Here is a 20,213-nt window from a genome sequence, read left to right as displayed (position 1 = left end):
CGGACCTGCTGCTTTTGTTTGAACTCTAAGACCGGCTCCGTGCTTGCCGGATCGCGCCGCGCGGGCCGGCGCGGCGACTGCCGCCTTCCTCATCGAAAAGCTCCGCCAGCTTCTCCATCAAGGTTCCGCCTAGCTGCTCTGCATCCACGATCGTCACGGCGCGCCGGTAATAGCGCGTGACGTCGTGACCAATGCCGATTGCGATAACCTCAACCGGCGAACGCGTTTCCATGTAGTCGATGACTTCACGCAGGTGCTTTTCCAGGTAGTTGCCCGGGTTGACGGACAGCGTCGAGTCGTCGACCGGCGCACCATCCGAAATCACCATGAGAATCTTGCGTTGCTCGCTGCGACCGAGCAGGCGATTGTGCGCCCAAAGCAGCGCCTCACCGTCAATGTTCTCCTTGAGAATGCCTTCCCGCAGCATCAGCCCCAGATTCTTGCGTGCCCTGCGCCATGGAGCGTCTGCACTCTTGTAAACAATATGCCGTAGATCATTCAAACGGCCGGCATTGGCAGGCTTGCCCGCTGCAATCCAACGCTCCCGCGATTGGCCGCCTTTCCACATGCGCGTCGTGAAGCCCAGAATTTCGACTTTCACCCCGCAACGTTCGAGGGTGCGTGCCAGGATGTCTGCGCTGACGGCGGCCACCGAGATGGGTCGGCCCCGCATGGAGCCGGAATTGTCAATCAACAAGGAGACCACCGTGTCTCGGAAATCAGTCTCCAGTTCCCGTTTGAAGGAAAGCGGCATGGTCGGGTCGACCACGATACGCGCCAAGCGGGCTGTATCGAGCAGCCCTTCCTCGATATTGAATTCCCAGGCGCGGGTCTGCTTTGCCATTAGGCGGCGCTGGAGCCGGTTCGCAAGGCGGGAAATGACACCTTGCAGATGGGCAAGCTGCTGGTCCAGCAACATGCGCAGGCGCGCCAGTTCATCAGGGTCGCAAAGGTCTTCTGCCTCGACCACCTCGTCGAACTCCGTGGTGAAGGCCCGGTAGGGCGCTTCCGCCGGGGCGTTGCGACGGTCGTCGAACTCCGGCGGGGTACCGGGACGGCCGGGATCCTCTTCACTGTCACCCGCCATCATCTCACCGTCGGCATCCGCGCTCGCGTCGTCGCTGTCGGCGTCGTCTGCTTCCCCTTCTTGCTCCTGCATGGCATCGAAGGCATCGCTGGACTGCTGGTCGCCGCTCTGTCCTTCGCTGTCCTGCTCGTTCTGCTGTTGATCGTCGGTTTCGCTATCCTGGTCGGGGTCATCGGGGTCGGATTCGCTGTTGCCGAGGTCGAAGTCGAGATCCTCGATGAGTTGGCGCGCCATCCGTGCAAAGGCAGCCTGATCTTCGGCGAGTTCAGCCATTTGCTTTAGATCGCCCATTGCCTTTGCGTCGAAAAGTGGACGCCAGAGATCAACGATCGGCCGTGCTGCGGGCGGCGGCTTCTCGCCCGTCATGGCCTCACGGGCCAGCAGGCTGACAACCTCGGAGATCGGCGCGTCCTCGCGTTCGGTGATGTGGTCGTATCCGCGTGTCCGACAGCGGTCCTGCAGCATAGCGCCAAGGTTGGCGTTAACCCCGGCCATGCGACGCGCGCCCAAGGCCTCGCAGCGGGTCTGCTCGACCGCGTTGAAAATTTCCCGGGCGATCTGACTGCTGGGTGCAAGGCGCGCATGGTTTTTGGCGTCGTGGTAACGCTGCCGCAGGGCGATGGCATCAGCCTCTCCCCGCGTCAGGGCGACGTCCTCTGCCGAAAGGTCACGCCCGGGCATCGGGACACGCGCCTCGTTGCCCTGAAGGCCCTGGGCATGAGGCGCGAAGGCAACTTGCAACTCTGCATTGCGGGCGATTGCGCGCAAAGTTGCTCCGGTCGCCCGGCGAAAGCGTTCTATTGGTGCTTCACCGCCGCCGGACTTGTTGCTGGGTTTTTGATTGCCGCTCAAGGGGCTATTGCTCCTGCTGCCCGCATGCGTCAGGCGAGGTTGGCGTGCACGCCGCTCTCGGGCAGTTCACTGCCAAAGCAACGCTGGTAATACTCAGCCACCACCGGGCGCTCAACTTCGTCACACTTGTTCAGGAAAGTGACCCTGAAGCCGAAGCCGACGTCGCCGAAAATCTGCGCGTTCTCGGCCCAGGTGATCACGGTCCTGGGGCTCATCACCGTGGAGATGTCGCCGTTGATGAAGCCACTGCGTGTCAGATCGGCCAATGCGACCATGGCAGAGGCCGTCTCGCGACCTTCCTTGGTATCCAGGCTGGGAACTTTCGAGAGCGTGATGGCGACCTCTTCGTCGTGCGCCAGATAGTTCAGCGTTGCGACGATGTTCCAACGGTCCATCTGTGCTTGGTTAATCTGCTGGATACCGTGATATAGGCCTGTCGTGTCACCCAGCCCCACCGTGTTAGCGGTGGAGAAAAGTCGAAATGCCGGATGCGGTTTGATGACGCGGTTTTGGTCGAGCAGTGTAAGCTTGCCCTCGACTTCCAGCACGCGCTGAATGACGAACATGACGTCGGGCCGTCCCGCATCGTACTCGTCAAACACCAGCGCCGCCGGGTGTTGCAACGCCCAGGGCAACAGGCCTTCGCGGAACTCAGTTACCTGCTTGCCGTCGCGCAATACGATGGCGTCCTTACCAACCAGGTCGATGCGGCTGATATGGCTATCGAGGTTGATGCGGATGCAGGGCCAATTCAGCCGCGCCGCGACCTGCTCGATATGCGTCGATTTCCCGGTGCCATGATACCCCTGGATCATGACGCGGCGGTTATAAGCAAAGCCCGCCAGGATCGCCAGGGTGGTATCGCGGTCGAAGCGGTAGTTGTCATCCACATCCGGACAGTAGTCGTTGCGCTGGCTGAAGGCCGGCACTTGCATTTCACTGTCCAGTCCAAAGGTCTGGCGCACCGAAAGCGTAATATCGGGTCCCTCAGTGGGCATCGTGGTGTTTTGGGCCTGTGTATCGGAAGGCATATTTTCCTGCTTTCACTTCTCTATCATCGTCGTCGTTTCCATGCCGCCGGGACGGGGCAAAATCCTTCTTGCCAGGGAATAGCGCTCTTGGCCTCAGGAATAAATAGCTTTCAAGTGACCATAGGCCTGAATGATGATCTTCAGGCGCTCTTCGGCCGCCTTGTCACCGCCGTTCGCATCCGGGTGGTGTTCCTTTACCAGCCTACGATAGCTCTGGCGAATCTCCTCAAAGGTTACGGGCGGGCGAAGCTTGAGAACAGCCAGTGCCCGTGTTTCCTCAGTACTGGCCGGTTTGCTGGGCGGGTCGGCGTCTTCCTGCTCGAAAAAGCCGAAGGGATCGTTTGCCACGTTGCCCTTGCTAAAGCCGGCATTGTCGTAATGCCGATGACTGCGGCCCGAGAAAGGCCAGCTTGGACGCTGCCAGACTGTGTCCGCGCGAGTCATGCGTTCGATCGTGCCCTCGTCCAATCCGGCAAAGAAGTTCCAGGCACGGTTATAGCTACGCACGTGATCCAGACAAAACCAGTAGTACTGGTCCAAATGGTCGCGACTTATGGGCGCGCGATAGATTCCCTCTCCTTCGCAGCCGTGGGCGTCGCAGAGCTTCATCTGCTGCTGGGCCTTGCGGAACGGCCTGAAAAGGTGCTCTGACTGATTGCGTGACATAGCCCTCCAAGTATGGTGGGCGGACCGCTTTCAGGCAAGGCATGCCGCACGTTGCAAGGCAGGCATGCGTTAGCCGGAAGGCTGTCGGACGGTGGAAAACCAGCAACGGGAGAAAATGGTCGTGTTGTCCTACGCAGAACGAATTGAAGTTAAGCTGACCGAGGCCCTGTCGCCGCTACGGCTGTTGGTGCGCGACGACTCGGATCAACACCGCGGTCATGGAGGTTATAGAGAGGGTGGGGAAACGCATTTCCATGTCGAGATCGTTTCCCAGGCGTTTGAAGGCCTTTCGCGCGTCGCGCGCCAGCGAAAGGTGTACGAACTGCTTGAGAGTGAATTGTCCGAACGCGTTCATGCACTTGAACTGGTGACAAAAACACCTGCCGAGGCGGCCGCGGCAAAGGCCTGAAGATCGTTCGTTTTAGAAAATCTAGGGTTGCATACCTTAGATAAATCACTACTCTATCCAGAAATGCTGGATGGGGGATTATGGCATCTAATCAAAAGGGGGGCAGGCTTGGAGCGTCGGTCGCGGCCACCTCCAAACCGAGCACGCTGATCAACCGGAATGTGACGATCAAGGGGCGCAGAACGTCGCTGCGACTGGAGGCGATGATGTGGGATGCCCTGCAGGAGATTGCTATCCGCGAGCGTAGCTCACTCCACTTGCTTTGCGAAAAAATTGATAGCACACGCTCCGAATCTTCGCTTACCGCAGGGGTTCGGGTTTTCATACTTGGGTATTTTCGAATCGCCGCAACCGAGGCCGGACATGCAGGTGTCGGCCACGGAGGCCTTAAAGCCCCGGCGCGACCGGGAACCAAGACGTCGTCCAGCGAAGGGGGCCAAGCCTAGTTTGTGATACCGGGCGGCCTTAGGAAGCTTTGGGCGAATCTTCGCCAGAGCTTGAGTCTGAGCCTGGCTCTGGACCTTCATAGAATTCCGGCCAGGTATCCCTGACAACCGGGCTCGTGGGTGCGTAGGCATGGCACGTGCCTAACAAGGCGGGTCGCGATGGCGGGGCTCCCGCCGCACGGCGCTCTGCCGACTTGCGCGCCAGGGCGGGCCACATAGTCTGGTAGGCCGCCGTCGCCATGGCCCCCAGCATTTCCACCAGATGCGTGCAGCCCTCGGTGCCGCCGAGTTGTTTCTTGACGGCCATCCGCCAGCCTGCGCCGATCTGCAGGCCGATGGCTTTCTTGAAGTTCGGCGTGATCTGGGGGCAGATACCGTAGGGGCCGGAGTCGGTGACGGCTTCGATATCGCGCACCACCATATCTATATCCAAGGTCAGACGAATCCACATATCGTGAATTGGTTCTCCAGCCTCGATACGGCCGCGAAAAGCGTTTGGGAATCCGTAGGTTTTGCTGTCCGTCATATGGCCCTCTATGTCGAACAGGCCATCTTCTCGCTCGTAGCCCTGAAAGCGATATTGCCGCGTGTGCTTCTGTTCGCGAGCGACCTTGGCGGGTGGGAGAGGCATTTATCACGCTCCAATTCAAACTGTGACTTTATGTGGATTACTTCGCTGCCGCGTCCATTCTCTCTTCCGTCCGGGCCGTTCCGTCCTCGCCGCCGTCATCAGCAGGCGTTATCAGCGCGCGCGTCACTTGATTGCGCTTGCGGCCTTTAATGGCAAAGCGAAGGCCATGGAACAGGAAGACCTGACCGACTTCGGGAATGCGCCTGGCTTCATGCAGGATGAGACCGGCGATGGTCGTTGCCTCTTCGTCGGGAAGACGCCATTCGAACATGCGGTTCAAGTCGCGGATCGTAACCGTGCCCTCGACTTCGATCGAGCCGTCTTTCAGGCGTCGGACGCCCTCAACCTTGATATCGTGCTCGTCGGATATCTCGCCGACAATCTCCTCGAGAATGTCTTCAAGGGTGACGATTCCCAGCACTTCACCATACTCGTCGACGACGATGGCGAAGTGCTCATGCCGTGTTCGAAAGGCCTCCAACTGACTTAGTAGGTCCGTGGTGTCCGGAATGAACCAGGGCTTGTTCGCTATGCCGACGATATCCAGGCTGTTCTTGTCATCCCGCTCGGCTTCCGTGTCGCCCGCCATCAGGCTTTCCAACTGCGCAGGATGGGCACGGACAGCACGGAACAACTCCTTGGCATGCAAAACGCCGACGATGTTGTCCTGGTTCTCGCGATAGAGCGGAATGCGGGTATAGGGAGCGGCGAGCACTTGCTCGATGAGTTTTGCTGGTGGCAGGTCCGCGTCCAACGCGGCGATATTGCGGCGATGCGTCATGACCTCGGAAACTTCGAGGTCGGCCAAATCCAGAATAGAGCGTAACATTTGCCGTTCGGCGCGAACTTCGTCGCTGGTTCCATGATGTAGCTCGATAGCGCCGCGCAGTTCTTCTTCACGTACTTCGTCAGTGAGATGGGTGTCGACGCGGGCGCGGAATATCCACAGGGTCAAACGGACCAGAGCTTGCACGGCGCGCACCGGCGGGCTCAGCACCGCCACGACAAGCCGCAAAGGGCCGGCGGCAGCCAGCGCCACATTGTCGGCATGATGAATGGCATAGGTTTTTGGCAGCACCTCCGCGAAAATCAGGATCAATGCCGTCATTCCCAAGGTCGCATAGGCCACACCAGCATCACCGAACAGACGAATTAAAGCCGAGGTCGCCAAGGCGGAGGCCAGGATGTTAACCAAATTGTTGCCGAGCAGGATGGAGCCAATCAGCCGCTCCTTGCGCGCCCAAAGTTCATTGACGGTTTTCGCCCGCTCGTCGCCCTGTTGTTCCAGGTTATGCATGCGCGGCCGCGAAGCCGCCGTGATGGAGGTCTCCGATCCGGAAAAGAATGCCGATATCAGCAACAGGCCGATGATCGATAGCAGCGTCAGAATTAAGTCGGTTTCCATAAATTTATCTCAGCGCCTTGGCAGGTACTTGGCGTCCATCGGATCAGGCCGCCAGAGTCATGGTCATGAAGTCCTGCAAATCGCTTGCGTTCACTTCTGAGGTAATGAAAGCCTTGCCGATGCCCCGCGCAAGGATGAATGTCATCCGACCGTCCCGCACTTTCTTGTCGCGGGTCATATGTTCGATCAGCGCAGCAGGGGCGAAAAACTGTCCCGGCACCTGGCTGGGGTCGGTCGGTAAGCCTAATGACGCTGTGTGGCGCCGCAGTCTTTCTGCATCTTCAGCCGGACAAAGCCCCAGACGTACAGAAAAATCGAAAGCCATCATCATGCCAATGGCCACGGCTTCACCGTGAAGCAAGCGGTCGCCATACCCCGTTTCCGCCTCCAAGGCGTGCCCGAAGGTATGGCCCAGATTAAGCAGCGCCCGCTGGCCGGATTCCCGTTCGTCGGCGGCCACGATCCGCGCTTTGGCGGCACAACTGGTATGGACCGCTTTCAGCCGTGCGACCGGGTCGCCGTCGATGACGGCATGCCCATGGGTTTCCAACCAGTGAAAGAACGCCGGATCGTCGATTAATCCGTACTTGACGACCTCCGCATAGCCGGCCAGGAGTTCACGACGTGGCAAGGTGGACAGCGCCTCGGTGTCGGCCAAAACCAGCCGCGGCTGGTGGAATGCGCCGATCAGGTTCTTACCGTGCGGGCTGTTCACGCCGGTTTTTCCGCCGACCGAGCTATCGACCTGCGCCAACAAGGTTGTGGGAACCTGTACAAAATCTATGCCGCGCAACAAAACCGCTGCGGCGAATCCCGTGAGGTCACCGATCACGCCACCGCCCAATGCTATTAAGAGCGAATGACGGTCGACCTTCTTTTCGAGCAGATTGTTCGTCAACTTTTCAAGCTGGGTGAGACTCTTGGTCCGCTCCCCAGCTGGCAGGACAAGCGCTTCGACCTTGATGCCATTATGATTCAAAGACGCTGTCAGGGCATCCAGGTGATAGCGTGCCACGGTCTCGTCGGTGATCACGAAACAGCGCTTGTGCCCCAGTTGCGCGATCTCGGCCCCGGCCAAGCCAAGCACGTCTTGACCGATCAGTATGTCATAGGCGCGCGGACCCAAGTCGAGCCGCAGTCGTTTGTGCCGTCGGTCTGACGACAATGGCGTGTCGGAGGTCGGCGGCGTCATGAGCCAACCTCGAAACGCGCATCCTTGTGTCCTGTACGCGCGCTGTCGCCATGGCGCTCAAGATAGGATTTCAAGCCTTCTAGTGCGAGCTTCACTGTTTCCTCCGGTGGACCATTCTGTGAATCCACCACGATCTCGGCCTCGTTGTAAGTGGGGTAACGCTTCTGGATCAAGTTCCGCAAGATTTGGCGCGGGTTGCCTTTATTCAAGAGCGGACGGTGATTTCGCTTTGCCGTTCTGCGCACCAGCAAGTCCAAGTCGGCGCGCAGCCAGATTGAAATGCCACATTCTTTCACCTTTTCACGGGTGTGTGGATCCATGAAGGCGCCGCCACCGGTCGCCAGAACAATAGGAGGACCATCCAGCAGGCGGGCTATGACCCGGCGCTCTCCCTCGCGGAATTCTTCCTCACCACGCGTTTCGAATATGTCGGCAATCGAGCAACCGGCGGCCTTCTCAATCTCGTTGTCCGCATCGACGAAGGGTAGCCCGAGCTTCTGCGCCAGTTTGCGCCCAATGCAGCTTTTTCCAGCGCCCATCAGGCCGACCAGGACCAAACTCCTGTCGATCTCCAAGGCAGCGGTTTCATTTCCGCCGTTGCCGTTATCCTCTGCAATCATCCTGTCCATCGTTCCTGTCGTCATCTCTGCGCTATCGGCTTGCTCCATCGCCATTGCCGGGTCAACGGCCGATAGCTAGAGTGCCGCAAAGTCGCCATAGTCGGAACCTAGCATAAACAGGTGCTACAAGCGCAAGGAACGTCGCTGTTCCCTTTAACGCCGGAGTCTTTGCGCAAGCCTGGTGAAGACGTGCAGAATAGGGCTGGGCGCGGGTGTCGGACCGGGCGAGCGTCGGGGAAAGAAGTTAGAAAGAAAAGCGGAAGGTCGCATGCGAAAAATCGGTATCATTCTGGTACTCATTCTCCTCATCGGCGGGATCGGCGGTGCAGTTCTTGCGACATGGGACATGCCGCCGCCGACCCAGCGCATGGAGAAAGTCATACCGAATGAGCGGTTGCCGCGATAATTGCATGCACGAAGTAATGCGTATTCTGACATCGCATCGCTGTTTGCTTCTTGCGGCAAGCCTCTTGCTGATGACGGAAGCTGCGCAAGCCCAGCAAAGCAACGGTCCCATACGTTTGATGCCGCCGGCGACAGACAGCGGTCTGCAGCCCGACGGCGATTCCCCACCAGCACCGTCACTTGATGGCGGCCAAACCGATGGAAGCCAAAGCGGCGGATTCACAGGCGCACTCGCGCCTTCCAGCGGGTTCGCACCGTTAGTACCTTCTCAATCAGTATCTCCCAGCACCCCTAGGCGAGGCATTCAAATCGAATCCCTCGCACGCCCGAGCCTGGAAACCATAGGCCCTCTAGAGCCGCAGGACGGTGGGTTTGGCTACGATCTGTGGGAAGGTTCGCACCGTGGCATCGTGCTTGGTTTGATTCGGCAATTGCCCAATGATCTCCGCTCCCATTGGGGCGAGGGCATGGCGCGGCGTCTTCTTTTGACCAATGCAGAAGGCCCGCAAGCCGGTCCGGAAGCGACGGATTCGGCACTGCTGCGCGCGCGCATCCGACGGTTGATCGCGTTAGGGCATATCGCGGATGCAGGGGCGGTGATCGAGCTGGTCGCAGGGCCTTTGCAGGAGACGGTTATCGCCCGAGAAAAGGCGGAGGTGCTGCTCTATCTTGGCCGCTACGATGAAGCCTGCAATACGGCGCGCGGCCGTGTGGAACGCGCCATGGCGGTTGCGACCTCTGAAGCCGCAGCCGAAAACGATCCGGAGTTTTGGCAGAAAACTTTGATTTTTTGCAATATACGCGCGGGTGAAATAGCGCCGGCGCAGCTTGGTCTGCAATTGATGCAGGAGCTAGGCGGCGATCCCGAAGGCGCTTTCCTGGCACTTGGTCAGCGCATGCTGGATGGTGTTGGGCACTTCCCCGATTTACTCCCGGCTAAAGCTCCTGAGTTGGCGATGGTGGATCAACTTGGTGAAGCTTTGCCGGAAGGAATGCTCGACCTGAAGGATCCCAAGATCGCCGTGGCGTCGCTGCGCCTCAAGGGTCTATCGGCTAACGAGCGCGTTTTGGCTGCCGAAACGGCCGCAGCCAACGCGGCTTTGGATGGTGATAACCTGCGTGAAGCCTACCGTACCGTTTCCTTCACGCAGCAACAGATATCCACGGCGCTGAGCCTGGCAGGAAGCCAGCCCGTCGGCCTTGACCGGGCGCTACTCCTGCAGGCTGCCGAGGCGGCGGCGCAGCCGTCCTTGCGCGCCGAACTGGTGTTGGTCGCGCTGGAGGAAGGCAGAGCCGACGGACTTTATTACGTAACCGCAAAGGCCTTTGCCCCATCGATCTTGTCCCTGGAGCCGGAACCGGACCTGCTTTGGTTCGCCGGTTCCGCCGGACGCGCGCTTTATGCGCTTGGCAAGTACGAAGGTGCCAACGCTTGGTTCGACCTGGCTCGGCGCGAGTCAATGATCAGCCCACAGGCACAGGCGTCCCTGACGACGCTTTGGCCTTATGCGCGGCTGGCTGGGTTTAGCGCATCGGATTGGGATGGCAGCCTTGCTGCCTGGGGCCTGGCGCGTAATGAATCGAAAGAGCATATCGCCGACCTTCAGACCTTACTGGCGAGTGCTTTCGAGGCGCTGGGTCAGGCGGAGATGTCCGATCTGTCGCGCCAGCTCGCCAATTATCCCAGCGGGACTTGGCCGGAGCCCAACAACAATACGCTGTTGGCGCTGCGAGACGCAGCCGATGGCAACCGAAGGGGCGAGGCGATTTTGTTGAGTCTGATCACCTTGGCGCCCAAGGGGACGCAGCACCTTCATCCGCGTAAGCTGGAAGCAATCTGCTCGGCCCTCATTCGACTGGGTTACCCGGAGGAGGCGCGCCACTTGGCAATCGAAGCCGCAGTGCGCGCCGGAATCTGATGTCGGCAGAGGATTCCGCGGGCGCCGGCGGGGCGGGCCATTTGCAGGGCAGCGCGCGTGACATCGATAGCTTCCTGGAGATGCTTGAGGCCGAACGCGGAGCCTCTCTCAATACGCAGGAATCCTACCGCCGAGATCTTAAAAAAGTCGCGATTTTCCTTGGCGGCAAAAGGATATCGTTGCGGCAGGCCGCGGCCGAGGACTTGCGGGCTTTCCTGGGTAGGCAGAAGGATGCGGGAATGGCGGCCAGGACCGTTGCGCGCCGCCTTTCGACGATCCGTCAATTCTATCTCTTTCTCTATACCGAGGGTTGGCGCAGCGACAATCCCGCTTCCGATTTAGACAGCCCGCGGCAGGGCAGATCGCTGCCCAAAATTCTCTCTGAAAAGGAGGTGGATGCGCTGCTGGAGGCGGCGCGCCGGAAGGAGGGCTTCGAGGGCGCGCGACTCGTCGCTTTGTTGGAGTTGCTTTACGCCACCGGCATGCGCGTTTCCGAATTGGTCGCCTTGCCACAGGCCGCAGCCGCCCGCGATCCGCAGGTCCTGACCGTACGGGGAAAGGGTGACAAAGAACGCATTGTGCCGCTAAGCGAGGCGGCGCGCGGCGCTTTGAAGGATTACTTGGCAGCGCGCGCGGACATCTTGCCGAAGGGGAAGTCCTCGCCCTGGCTGTTTTTCTCCCGCAGCAGCAGTGGCCATTTGACGCGTCACCGGGTTGCCCAGCTCCTGAAGGCTCTGGCTGTTGACGCGAATATCGAGCCGACCAAGGTGTCGCCACACGTTTTGCGCCATGCCTTTGCCAGTCATTTATTGGCGCATGGCGCTGATCTCCGCTCGGTTCAGCAGATGCTCGGGCATGCCGATATTTCGACCACGCAAATCTACACCCATGTCCTGGATGAGCGCCTGCGGCGGTTAGTCGATGACCATCACCCGCTTGCGAAGGGCTTGCTGGACCCCTCCTAGACTTGCTATTGCCTGAGGATCGGTTTTTTGCGGCGCAGCAATTAGCGGTCGTCCAGGATGTATTGGGAGGGACTTCATGAGTTTTACCATCGTCGAACAGGCTCCAGCGCGATTGAATCGCAGCGAACTTGCGGTTCCCGGTAGCAACCCCAAGCTTTTCGAGAAGGCAGCGGCCTCCGCGGTGGATGTGGTGTTCCTCGATTTGGAGGACGCCGTGGCGCCGGACGAGAAGGTGCAGGCCCGCCGCAACGTGATCGCCGCGGTCAACGATGTGGACTGGGGCAACAAGACCCTCTCGGTGCGGATCAACGGGCTCGATACCCACTACATGTACCGTGATGTCGTCGACCTTCTGGAACAGGCAGGCGATCGTCTCGATCTAATCATGATCCCGAAAGTCGGCACCGCGCAGGATGTCTATGCGCTGGATATGCTGGCGACCCAAATCGAAGCGGCAAAGGGTCGGAAGAAGCGTATCGGTTTCGAACTTATCATCGAAACGGCATTGGGCATGCAAAACATCCATGAGATCGCCGCAGCCTCAAAGCGCAACGAGAGCCTGCATTTCGGTGTCGCTGACTACGCGGCCTCGACAAAGGCGCGCACCACCGGGATCGGCGGACCGAATCCAAGTTACGGCGTGCTGACAGACGCGGCAACCGATGGGGCGCCGCGCGATTATCACTGGGGTGATATGTGGCATTACGCTATCGCCCGCATGGTGGTTGCGGCGCGTGCCAATGGCTTGCGCCCCATCGATGGTCCTTTCGGTGATTACTCGGATGCCGATGGCTACAAGGCGCAGGCGCGCCGCGCCGCTGTTTTGGGCTGTGAAGGTAAGTGGGCCATTCACCCCAGCCAAATCGGTCTGGCCAACGAAGTCTTTAGCCCCTCGGAGCAGGAAGTCACCAAGGCCAAGCGTATTCTGGAGGCCATGGCGCAGGCCCAGAAAGACGGCAAGGGCGCCGTCTCTCTGGATGGTAGGCTCATCGACATCGCGTCGATCAAGCAGGCGGAGGTGATGGTCAAAACCGCCGAGCAGATCGCCGGCCAGGGCCAGGCAAAAGGCTAGCGGGCGACTTCCACCGCATAGCTGTCGAGGGCCGGGTTGTTGCGGATAACGCCCTGATCTTGCAGGAAAGCGGCGAAGGCCTCATAGCGACTGCGGTCGAGCGCGGCGGGCCGCAAGGCAAAGCGCGGCAGCGTATCGGCCCAGGCGCGACGGTTCAGTTCATCATCCAGTTCCGGGCGGTACTCCAGGAACGCGACCCAACTGTCTGCCGGATGATTGATCAAGTAGGTGGTGCCGCGCTCCACCGCCCGCAGAAAAGCCGCAAGCTTGGCATCGCGGAGGGTGTCGTTCTTGGCGACGATGATCAATTCGTCATAGGCAGGTACGCCGTGCTCCTCGATGAAGAAAGCGCGGCCCTTGTGGCCTTCCAGATCGAGGTGATTTAGCTCGAAGTTTCTGTAGGCGCCGATGACGGCATCGACCTGCCCCGATAGCAAGGCAGGACTGAGCGAGAAGTTGACGTTGATCAACTCCACGTCGTCCAACCCCAATCCAACCTGCTTAAGCATGGCGCCGAGCAACGCGTCTTCGAAGCCGCCGACCGAGTAACCGATCTTGCGTCCTTTCAGATCCCCAATGGTTTTGATCGGCCCGTCTTCCAGCGCCAGAAGGGTGTTCAGCGGGGTTGCCACCAGCGTTGCAATGCGTGTAAGCGGCAGCCCTTCGCCAACCAGGATATGAAGCTGCGGTTGATAGGAAACGGCGACCTCCGCCTGTCCGGCGGCGACCAGCTTGGGTGGGTCGTTGGGATCGGCAGGCTCAATAAGGTCGACTGCCAACCCTTCCTCGGCGAAGAAGCCTTTTTGCAGGGCAACGACCAAAGGCGCATGATCGGGATTCAAGAACCAATCGAGTAGAACGGTAAAAGGCTCGGCCGCGCGGGTTGGTGCGGCGAGCAGCAAAGACAGGGCAATACCCAGGGCCGGGATGATTTTTCGAAACATGACAACGGACCTCCTTGTCGTCTAAGTGGCGGCGCGGAGATCCGGGGTGCTTAAGAGCAGGAGCGGTTTGCCGTCCGTGGATGGTGTGGCGGCGTCTATTCCATTCCCTGCGCCGGCATGACCCGGATCAGGTTCTAAGGGTCAGGGATAAATCCCAATCTCAGCCCGCCGTTGCAATAGCGTGCACCCCTAGGAACGCCCCAAGAAGTGACCGTCCCAGCGCCCGCTGTCAAGCCACAGATATTGCCTAGGCCTTTTGCTACCTCTATGAAGCAGGTTACGCTTCGCTTTCCATAAAAGCCTGTGGTAGAACGGCCCGCCATGCAGACATACCTTGATTTTGAACAGCCCATCGCCGAGCTCGAAGGCAAGATCCATGAGCTCCGTCACCTCTCCAACCATGATGACGTAAACATCGCGGAGGAGATTTCACGCTTGCAGCAGAAGGCCGACCGCCTGCTGACGCAAACCTATGCGAAATTAACGCCCTGGCAAAAAACCCAAGTCGCGCGCCACCCGGATCGGCCGCACGCGAATGATTACATCGCGCACTTGCTCGAGGATTTCGTGCCGCTGGCAGGCGATCGCCTGTATGGTGAGGACCATGCGGTAATCGGCGGGATTGGTCGCTTTAAGGGGCGCAGCGTGTTGGCGATCGGTACTGAAAAGGGTCATGACACCACCAGCCGCGTGAAGCGTAATTTCGGGATGGCCCGTCCTGAAGGCTACCGCAAGGCGCAACGCCTGATGCAGATGGCCGAGCGCTTTGACTTGCCGGTGATCACTTTTGTGGATACCGCCGGCGCCTATCCGGGGCAAGGGGCCGAAGAACGAGGTCAGGCAGAGGCTATCGCCCGGTCAATCGAGGTGGGTCTGAACATTCGTGTGCCTTTCGTTGCCGTGGTGATAGGCGAAGGTGGATCCGGCGGCGCCATAGCGCTGGCGGCAGCGAATCGGGTTCTTATGCTGGAGCATGCAATCTATTCCGTCATCTCGCCGGAGGGCTGCGCATCAATCCTGTGGCGGAGTGGCGACGAGGCGAAATCCGCGGCCGAGGCTCTGAAGCTGACGGCACAAGACCTCAAGAAGCTTGCCGTCATTGATGCGGTGATCGAGGAACCACTTGGCGGGTCTCACCGTTTCCGAGACGAGGCGATGCGCCGGGTGGGCGATAGTATCTGGGAACAGATTGAAAGCCTGAAGGGGCTGGACGGTGATGCGCTGCGCCAGGATCGCCGGGAGAAGTTCCTTGCCATGGGGCAAAAGGGCTTGAGCTAGGCTTTAACTATCCGGCCAGCAGGCTGGTATCCTGCTTGAAGTCTAGCGACGTTTGGACAGTTTCTCCTCCAGCGGTTTCAACCAGCCGATTTGGTGAATGCGGCGGCCAAAAAATGCGGCGCCCTGCATGGTGTAGTGGCCATAGTCGTAGAAGGCTTTGTGTCCCTCGTCCGTCGCGCCGAAGCATATTTTCCGCGAAAAATCACAGAGGTAATCCTCTTTCTTCAAGAGGGTGAAGTCATAGGTCTGGGCCAAATCGGCGATTTCACGATTGATCTCATCAACCTCCGACGGCGCCCGGGCCTTGTTGCGCTCCAGAAAGTAGCGCTGATTCACGGCCTCGGAGAAGCCAGCGTTTGCTATCCCGTTATCTGCGCTCGCTTGCCATAGGAGTGAGTCGTAGAGGGTCTTTGTGCCATCCCAAAAGAACTCAACGGTATTGTTGGCGACCACGAGGATCTTGTCGTCCAAAAGCGCGCGTTTAGCGAGGGACTCCAGACCCTCAATGTCGCTCAAACCCCCGGCCTTTCGACGCTTCCTCAAGTATCTCGTTGAAACGAAAATCACATCGGCTTTGCGATAGGCGGCGCTCCTGAAGAAGTTGCCCGCCTGTTTGCTATGTTGGTGGAAGTCGGCGAGCTGCATGGGATACCGGGAAAATCCAAACTCCGTGAACAAGCCCGCATTGGTCATGAACACGTTGTACAAGTCCTTACTGTGAGAATTTCCTACGATTAGAACTTTGGTGGCTCGGTCCGGCGGTTCGAATTTTGCGCGCCGCTTTATCGCGTCCACCAGGATCCAGGTTTCGTCGAGCAGTTTTTCGTTATCCGGCTCGTAGTCGGCGAGGAGCGACTTCAAGTGTGCGTATCTTCCGAACTCCCCCTCCTTCAAATCGACGGTTGAGGCGATTCCGCTAAGAAGCATCGCGGTCAACGCCATCGAACCGATGGCCTTTTTCCGCCCGAAGCGCTGTCGGTCGCGAAACGGCTGTTCGATGAATTTGTAAGATAGCAACGCCAGGACGAATGTCAGTGCAATAGCTATCAGCTTGTCGTTCAAGCTGAAGTAAACGAGAGAAATTCGCGAGAAAGAGAAGATCGGATAATGCCAAAGGTAGAGTGAGTAGGAGATGAGTCCGATGCCGACGAGAAGCCGCGTGGAGAGCAGTCGGCCAGCGAGGTCCAAGGCGCCGGCGTAGCGAATAACCAGAACGGTCCCGATGACAGGCAGAAAGGTCGCCAAACCCGGGTGCTGCGTTTCCTCGTCTAGGGCGCCAAACGCGAAGACAATGAGCAAAAGGCCGGCGGTTGAGAAGGCAGCACTCGAGGGCGGAAGTTCCCGGGCGCCCTTTTTTATCTCTGAGTGTGCCAAGAGCGCTCCGGCGAGAAGCTCCCAGGCCCGGCTCGGCAGCATGAAGAAGGCCAAACTTGGATCGCTGCGGCTGACCCATACCATGATCGACAGGCTTGCGGCCGCGAGCAGAATCAAGGCCGCCGGAGCGCGCTTTCGTAGATATCGTTCGGATATTACCAGGAGAAACGGAAACGTAAGGTAGAACTGCTCTTCAAAACTAAGAGACCATGTGTGGAGAAGCGGTTTCAGAAGGCTTGTGTCAGCGCCATACCCGGTCGTTGAGAAATAGAAAAAGATGTTTGATCCGAAAAAGACGGACGAAAGCATCGACCGAGCGTATTCGGTCAGCGCCGTGGGCAACAGCGTGAACCAAGCGAACGGCAACGCGACCAGCATTGTCGTAAAGAGCATGGGAAGTATGCGCCGGGCTCTTCGCTCGAAGAAACGGCCGTAGTCGAAGCGGCCGCGTTGCCGTATTTCCAATAAAATCAGCTTGGTAATCAGATACCCGCTGATAACGAAGAAAACATCGACGCCAAGAAAGCCTCCGCTAAACCATGTGAGGCCATAAGCATGAATCTCCGCGTGGTAAAGAATGACCGCAACAACGGCAAGCGCCCTCAACCCGTCGATTTCAGGTCTGTAGGCGATCTTCATTCAAACGACCCAGATTGCCGGTCCAGCCGGCCGAAACGAAAAATAAACAAAGCTTTCCCGATAAATGGGGCCAGGGCTCCCATCGTTCAGTGATTGGTTGGTGATCCGGTCGTTACGGATACCCTGAGAAAAGCAATTTGTTGTGTATTAATTTGTACAGAAAGGTCCGGTCATTCGCCGCGCCACCCGAAAGACGCGAGAGGACGTTCAATTTCCTTTCGTCGGATCACGTCGGGTCAGCGGCCCGCCTGTTCCGACAGGTGAAGCGGGTGCAAACTAGAGTTTCCCGTGGCAGTGCTTGTACTTTTTGCCGGATCCGCAAGGACAGGCCGCATTGCGTGCCACACGGCCCCAGGTTCCCGGATCATTCGGATTGACCTTGGCGGCGGCTTGGCGCGTCTCGACGGTTGCCTGCCCGGCAAGGTTGCCCTGACCCTGAGCGGCAGCTTCCTGCCGTCCCTGTTCTGCAAAGGCCGGGTCTTGACGACCCTCATGCAACTCCCGCGGACGCTCTTGGGGTGCCAGACTTTCCGGCGCTTCGTTGCTGCGCACTTCCAGATGGCTAAGCACGGCGGTCACGGTCTGGCGCACTTCGTCCAGCATCGCCCCGAACATGTCGAAGGCCTCCCGCTTGTACTCGTTCAGCGGGTCGCGTTGGCCATAGGCACGCAGGCCAATGCCGTGCCGCAGATGGTCAAGGCCCAGCAGGTGATCCTTCCACTGTTGGTCAAGAACCTGCAGGAGGATCGATTTCTCCGCCATACGCATGATTTCCGGGCCGAAGTTGGCGGCCTTTTCGGCCATTCGGCTGTCGCTGGCCTTGATGATACGTTCCAGTATCTCCGGTTCGGCAATGCCTTCTTCCTTGGCCCACTCCTGAACCGGTAGATCGAGGTCGGTCAAGCGGCGCAGATTCACATGCAGACCGTCCAGGTCCCACTGCTCCGGCAGGGAACCGGTCGGAATTGCGGTGCTTACCGCTTCCTCCAACGTCTCGTAGCGCATATCGCGGACGGTATCCTGTACCGTTTCGGCCTGCATGAGTTCCTTGCGCTGTTCGTAAACGACCTTGCGTTGATCGTTCATGACATCGTCGAACTTCAGCAGGTTCTTTCGGATCTCGAAATTGCGTTGTTCAACCTTCTGCTGGGCTTTCTCCAGGGCTTTGTTCACCCAGGAGTGGATGATCGGTTCGCCTTCCTCTAGGCCCAGGCGTTGCAGCATGCCGTCCATACGCTCTGAGCCGAAAATACGCATCAGGTCGTCTTCGAGAGATAGGAAGAAGCTGGAGGCGCCAGGATCGCCCTGGCGGCCCGAACGGCCGCGAAGCTGATTGTCGATGCGACGGCTTTCATGGCGCTCGGTACCGATCACATAGAGGCCGCCGGCCGTATGCACGATCTCCCGGTTATGGGCGATCTCGGCCTTGATCTCCGCGACCTTAGCCGCTCGTGCGGCTTCGTCCTCGATGCCGGCAGCCTCCTGAGCGATACGCATGTCCAGGTTGCCGCCGAGCTGAATGTCGGTGCCGCGGCCGGCCATGTTGGTTGCGATCGTGACCGCACCAGGTCCACCGGCCTGGGCGACGATGAAGGCTTCTTGCTCGTGATAGCGGGCATTCAGGACTTGATGGGGAATCTTCGCTTTCTTAAGCATCTCCGAGAGCATCTCGGACTTTTCAATGGACACCGTGCCGACCAGAACCGGCTGTTGGCGCTTCTGGCACTCGCCGATCAACTTGATGATGGCCTCATGCTTCTCCCGTGCCGTTCGATAAACCTCGTCGTCGTTGTCCTTGCGGACGACGGGGACGTTGGTCGGCATTTCAACGACTTCCAGCTTGTAGATTTCCTGGAATTCCTCAGCCTCGGTCATGGCTGTTCCGGTCATGCCGCCCAGTTTCGGATAAAGCCGGAAATAATTCTGGAACGTAATCGACGCGAGGGTCTGGTTTTCCTTTTGGATCGTAACGCCTTCCTTGGCTTCCAGGGCCTGGTGCAGCCCCTCGGAGAAGCGGCGTCCCTCCATCATCCGGCCGGTAAACTCATCGATGATGATAACTTTATCGTCCTTGATGATGTAATCGGTGTCGCGCTCGAACAGGGCGTGCGCGCGCAAGGCTTGGTTGGAGTGGTGCAGCAGGCTGACATTGTGCGTATCGAAAAGAGACCCCTCCTTCAGGAGGCCGCTTTCCGTCAACAGCGCTTCGATCCGTTCCTGGCCGACTTCGGTGAAGGCCACGGACCTGGCCTTCTCATCCTTCTCGTAGTCGGTTTCCGGGTCCAGTTTCGGGATCAGCTTATCGACGCTGGCATAAAGCTCCGAGGAGTCTTCAGCCGGGCCGGAGATGATCAGCGGCGTTCGCGCTTCGTCGATCAGAATCGAATCAACCTCGTCGACAATCGCGAAGTTGAACTCGCGCTGAACCATATCTTCCAATCGGAACTTCATATTATCCCGGAGATAATCAAAGCCGAATTCGTTGTTCGTGCCGTAGGTGATGTCGCAAGCGTACGCCTCGCGCCGCGCGGCATTGTCCATGTTCGGGACGATGCAGCCAACCGTCAGGCCCAAAAAGCGATAGATCTGCCCCATCCATTCGGAATCACGTCTGGCGAGATAGTCGTTGACCGTCACCACATGGACGCCTTTACCGCTGATGGCGTTCAGGTAAACCGCCAGCGTTGCGACCAGAGTCTTGCCTTCGCCGGTTTTCATCTCGGCAATCATGCCGCGGTGAAGGATGATGCCGCCCATGAGCTGCACGTCGAAGTGCCGCTGGCCCAGCGTTCTCTTGGCAGCTTCTCTAACGGTGGCAAAGGCCTCCACAAGCAGATTGTCGAGCTTCTCGCCCTTGTCGAGGCGCTCCCTGAACTGAGGCGTGCGAGCCCGCAGTTCTTCATCGCTCAGCTTTTCTATTTCCGGCTCAAGGGCGTTGATTTCCTTGACCAGAGGGTGGAGCAATTTGACGTAGCGATCGTTGGCGCTTCCGAACAACCGCTTGGCGATGGCGCCGATCATGGATATGAAACCTCACGAGGCGAGAAAAATAACTGGCGTAAGCATGGTGCTTCGCCGCGCAACAGACATAGGCAACACACTACGGCCTGTCAACGACGAGGGGCATTACACTTTGCCTTTAAAGCGCCTTAAAGCTGGGCTTGCCGCTGGCGAGTGCTCTCTGCATAGTGTCGGCTCGCAGATCAAGCACCGGATGCCCTATGGGCTGTTCGGCTGATCGAGACCGCATTTTTATCCTGTAAGGGGACAAAGGAAAT

18 protein-coding genes and 1 riboswitch are annotated in these 20,213 nt (G+C 58.8%); of the genes, 8 read left to right on the top strand and 10 right to left on the bottom strand.

Translation table 11 applies throughout. The features are described from left to right. Positions 1–25: 25 nt before the first annotated feature. From cobT to FHR98_RS13165, 3 genes are all read right to left on the bottom strand, one after another. Positions 26–1,939, bottom strand: a complete 1,914-nt coding sequence (gene cobT, locus FHR98_RS13175; RefSeq protein ID WP_183417177.1) for a cobaltochelatase subunit CobT — start codon at positions 1,937–1,939, stop codon at positions 26–28. Positions 1,940–1,968: 29 nt separating this feature from the next. After that, complete coding sequence (gene cobS, locus FHR98_RS13170; RefSeq protein WP_183417176.1) at positions 1,969–2,970, bottom strand: cobaltochelatase subunit CobS; 1,002 nt, start codon at positions 2,968–2,970, stop codon at positions 1,969–1,971. Positions 2,971–3,063: 93 nt separating this feature from the next. Then, entirely contained in the window at positions 3,064–3,636 is a 573-nt protein-coding gene (locus tag FHR98_RS13165) for a J domain-containing protein (protein WP_183417174.1), read from the bottom strand. Positions 3,637–3,727: 91 nt separating this feature from the next. Between FHR98_RS13165 and FHR98_RS13160 the strand changes: the two genes are divergently transcribed. Further along, on the top strand, positions 3,728–4,045 hold the full coding sequence (locus FHR98_RS13160; RefSeq protein WP_322091257.1) for a BolA family protein: 318 nt from the start codon (positions 3,728–3,730) through the stop codon (positions 4,043–4,045). 80 nt (positions 4,046–4,125) lie between these two features. Next, complete coding sequence (locus FHR98_RS13155; protein ID WP_183417173.1) at positions 4,126–4,491, top strand: ribbon-helix-helix domain-containing protein; 366 nt, start codon at positions 4,126–4,128, stop codon at positions 4,489–4,491. Between the two features lie 19 nt (positions 4,492–4,510). On the opposite strand, the gene FHR98_RS13150 is transcribed toward FHR98_RS13155, so the two are convergent. Genes FHR98_RS13150 through FHR98_RS13135 form a run of 4 tightly spaced genes read right to left on the bottom strand, consistent with a single transcriptional unit; the run spans position 4,511 to position 8,339 of the window. Continuing rightward, complete coding sequence (locus tag FHR98_RS13150; RefSeq protein WP_183417172.1) at positions 4,511–5,122, bottom strand: DUF2889 domain-containing protein; 612 nt, start codon at positions 5,120–5,122, stop codon at positions 4,511–4,513. A 37-nt stretch (positions 5,123–5,159) separates the two neighbouring features. Beyond that, positions 5,160–6,527, bottom strand: a complete 1,368-nt coding sequence (locus FHR98_RS13145) for an HlyC/CorC family transporter (protein ID WP_183417171.1) — start codon at positions 6,525–6,527, stop codon at positions 5,160–5,162. Positions 6,528–6,570: 43 nt separating this feature from the next. After that, positions 6,571–7,719: a 3-dehydroquinate synthase gene (gene aroB / locus FHR98_RS13140; RefSeq protein ID WP_183417170.1), complete on the bottom strand. Its 1,149-nt coding sequence runs from the start codon at positions 7,717–7,719 to the stop codon at positions 6,571–6,573. Then, complete coding sequence (locus FHR98_RS13135; protein ID WP_183417313.1) at positions 7,716–8,339, bottom strand: shikimate kinase; 624 nt, start codon at positions 8,337–8,339, stop codon at positions 7,716–7,718. The genes aroB and FHR98_RS13135 overlap by 4 nt, the downstream gene beginning before the upstream one ends. A 268-nt stretch (positions 8,340–8,607) precedes the next feature. Here FHR98_RS13135 and FHR98_RS13130 point away from each other — a divergent pair, with 268 nt between their 5' ends. The 4 genes from FHR98_RS13130 to FHR98_RS13115 all read left to right on the top strand — a co-directional run bounded on the left by FHR98_RS13130 (position 8,608) and on the right by FHR98_RS13115 (position 12,700). Beyond that, on the top strand, positions 8,608–8,745 hold the full coding sequence (locus FHR98_RS13130; protein ID WP_183417169.1) for a hypothetical protein: 138 nt from the start codon (positions 8,608–8,610) through the stop codon (positions 8,743–8,745). 4 nt (positions 8,746–8,749) lie between these two features. Beyond that, the gene (locus FHR98_RS13125; protein ID WP_221205901.1) at positions 8,750–10,663 is read left to right on the top strand and encodes a hypothetical protein; all 1,914 of its coding nucleotides are present in this window, start codon (positions 8,750–8,752) and stop codon (positions 10,661–10,663) included. Next, entirely contained in the window at positions 10,663–11,628 is a 966-nt protein-coding gene (gene xerD, locus FHR98_RS13120; RefSeq protein WP_183417167.1) for a site-specific tyrosine recombinase XerD, read from the top strand. Before FHR98_RS13125 ends, xerD begins: the two co-directional genes overlap by 1 nt. Before the next feature lie 76 nt (positions 11,629–11,704). Next, complete coding sequence (locus FHR98_RS13115; protein WP_183417166.1) at positions 11,705–12,700, top strand: HpcH/HpaI aldolase/citrate lyase family protein; 996 nt, start codon at positions 11,705–11,707, stop codon at positions 12,698–12,700. On the opposite strand, the gene FHR98_RS13110 is transcribed toward FHR98_RS13115, so the two are convergent. Next, positions 12,697–13,644: an ABC transporter substrate-binding protein gene (locus FHR98_RS13110; protein ID WP_183417165.1), complete on the bottom strand. Its 948-nt coding sequence runs from the start codon at positions 13,642–13,644 to the stop codon at positions 12,697–12,699. The genes FHR98_RS13115 and FHR98_RS13110 overlap by 4 nt on opposite strands. An 86-nt stretch (positions 13,645–13,730) precedes the next feature. Continuing rightward, positions 13,731–13,845: riboswitch (TPP riboswitch) on the bottom strand. Positions 13,846–13,965: 120 nt separating this feature from the next. On the opposite strand from FHR98_RS13110, the gene FHR98_RS13105 reads away from it, so the two are divergent. After that, positions 13,966–14,922 (top strand): acetyl-CoA carboxylase carboxyltransferase subunit alpha, encoded by a 957-nt coding sequence (locus FHR98_RS13105; protein ID WP_183417164.1) that lies wholly within the window; start codon positions 13,966–13,968, stop codon positions 14,920–14,922. 42 nt (positions 14,923–14,964) lie between these two features. Here FHR98_RS13105 and FHR98_RS13100 read toward each other — a convergent pair whose 3' ends face one another. After that, positions 14,965–16,935, bottom strand: a complete 1,971-nt coding sequence (locus tag FHR98_RS13100; protein WP_183417163.1) for an acyltransferase family protein — start codon at positions 16,933–16,935, stop codon at positions 14,965–14,967. 276 nt (positions 16,936–17,211) lie between these two features. Beyond that, positions 17,212–19,956 (bottom strand): preprotein translocase subunit SecA, encoded by a 2,745-nt coding sequence (gene secA, locus FHR98_RS13095; RefSeq protein ID WP_183417162.1) that lies wholly within the window; start codon positions 19,954–19,956, stop codon positions 17,212–17,214. Between secA and FHR98_RS13090 the strand changes: the two genes are divergently transcribed. After that, entirely contained in the window at positions 19,955–20,173 is a 219-nt protein-coding gene (locus FHR98_RS13090) for a hypothetical protein (RefSeq protein WP_183417161.1), read from the top strand. The two genes, secA and FHR98_RS13090, sit on opposite strands and share 2 nt — an antisense overlap. The last annotated feature ends 40 nt before the right edge of the window (positions 20,174–20,213 follow it).

Source organism: Limibacillus halophilus (assembly GCF_014191775.1).
In the GTDB taxonomy this organism is placed as follows: Bacteria; Pseudomonadota; Alphaproteobacteria; order Kiloniellales; family CECT-8803; genus Limibacillus; species Limibacillus halophilus.
Note: the sequence above shows the minus strand (reverse complement) of the source record. Positions and strands in the feature narration are given on the sequence as shown.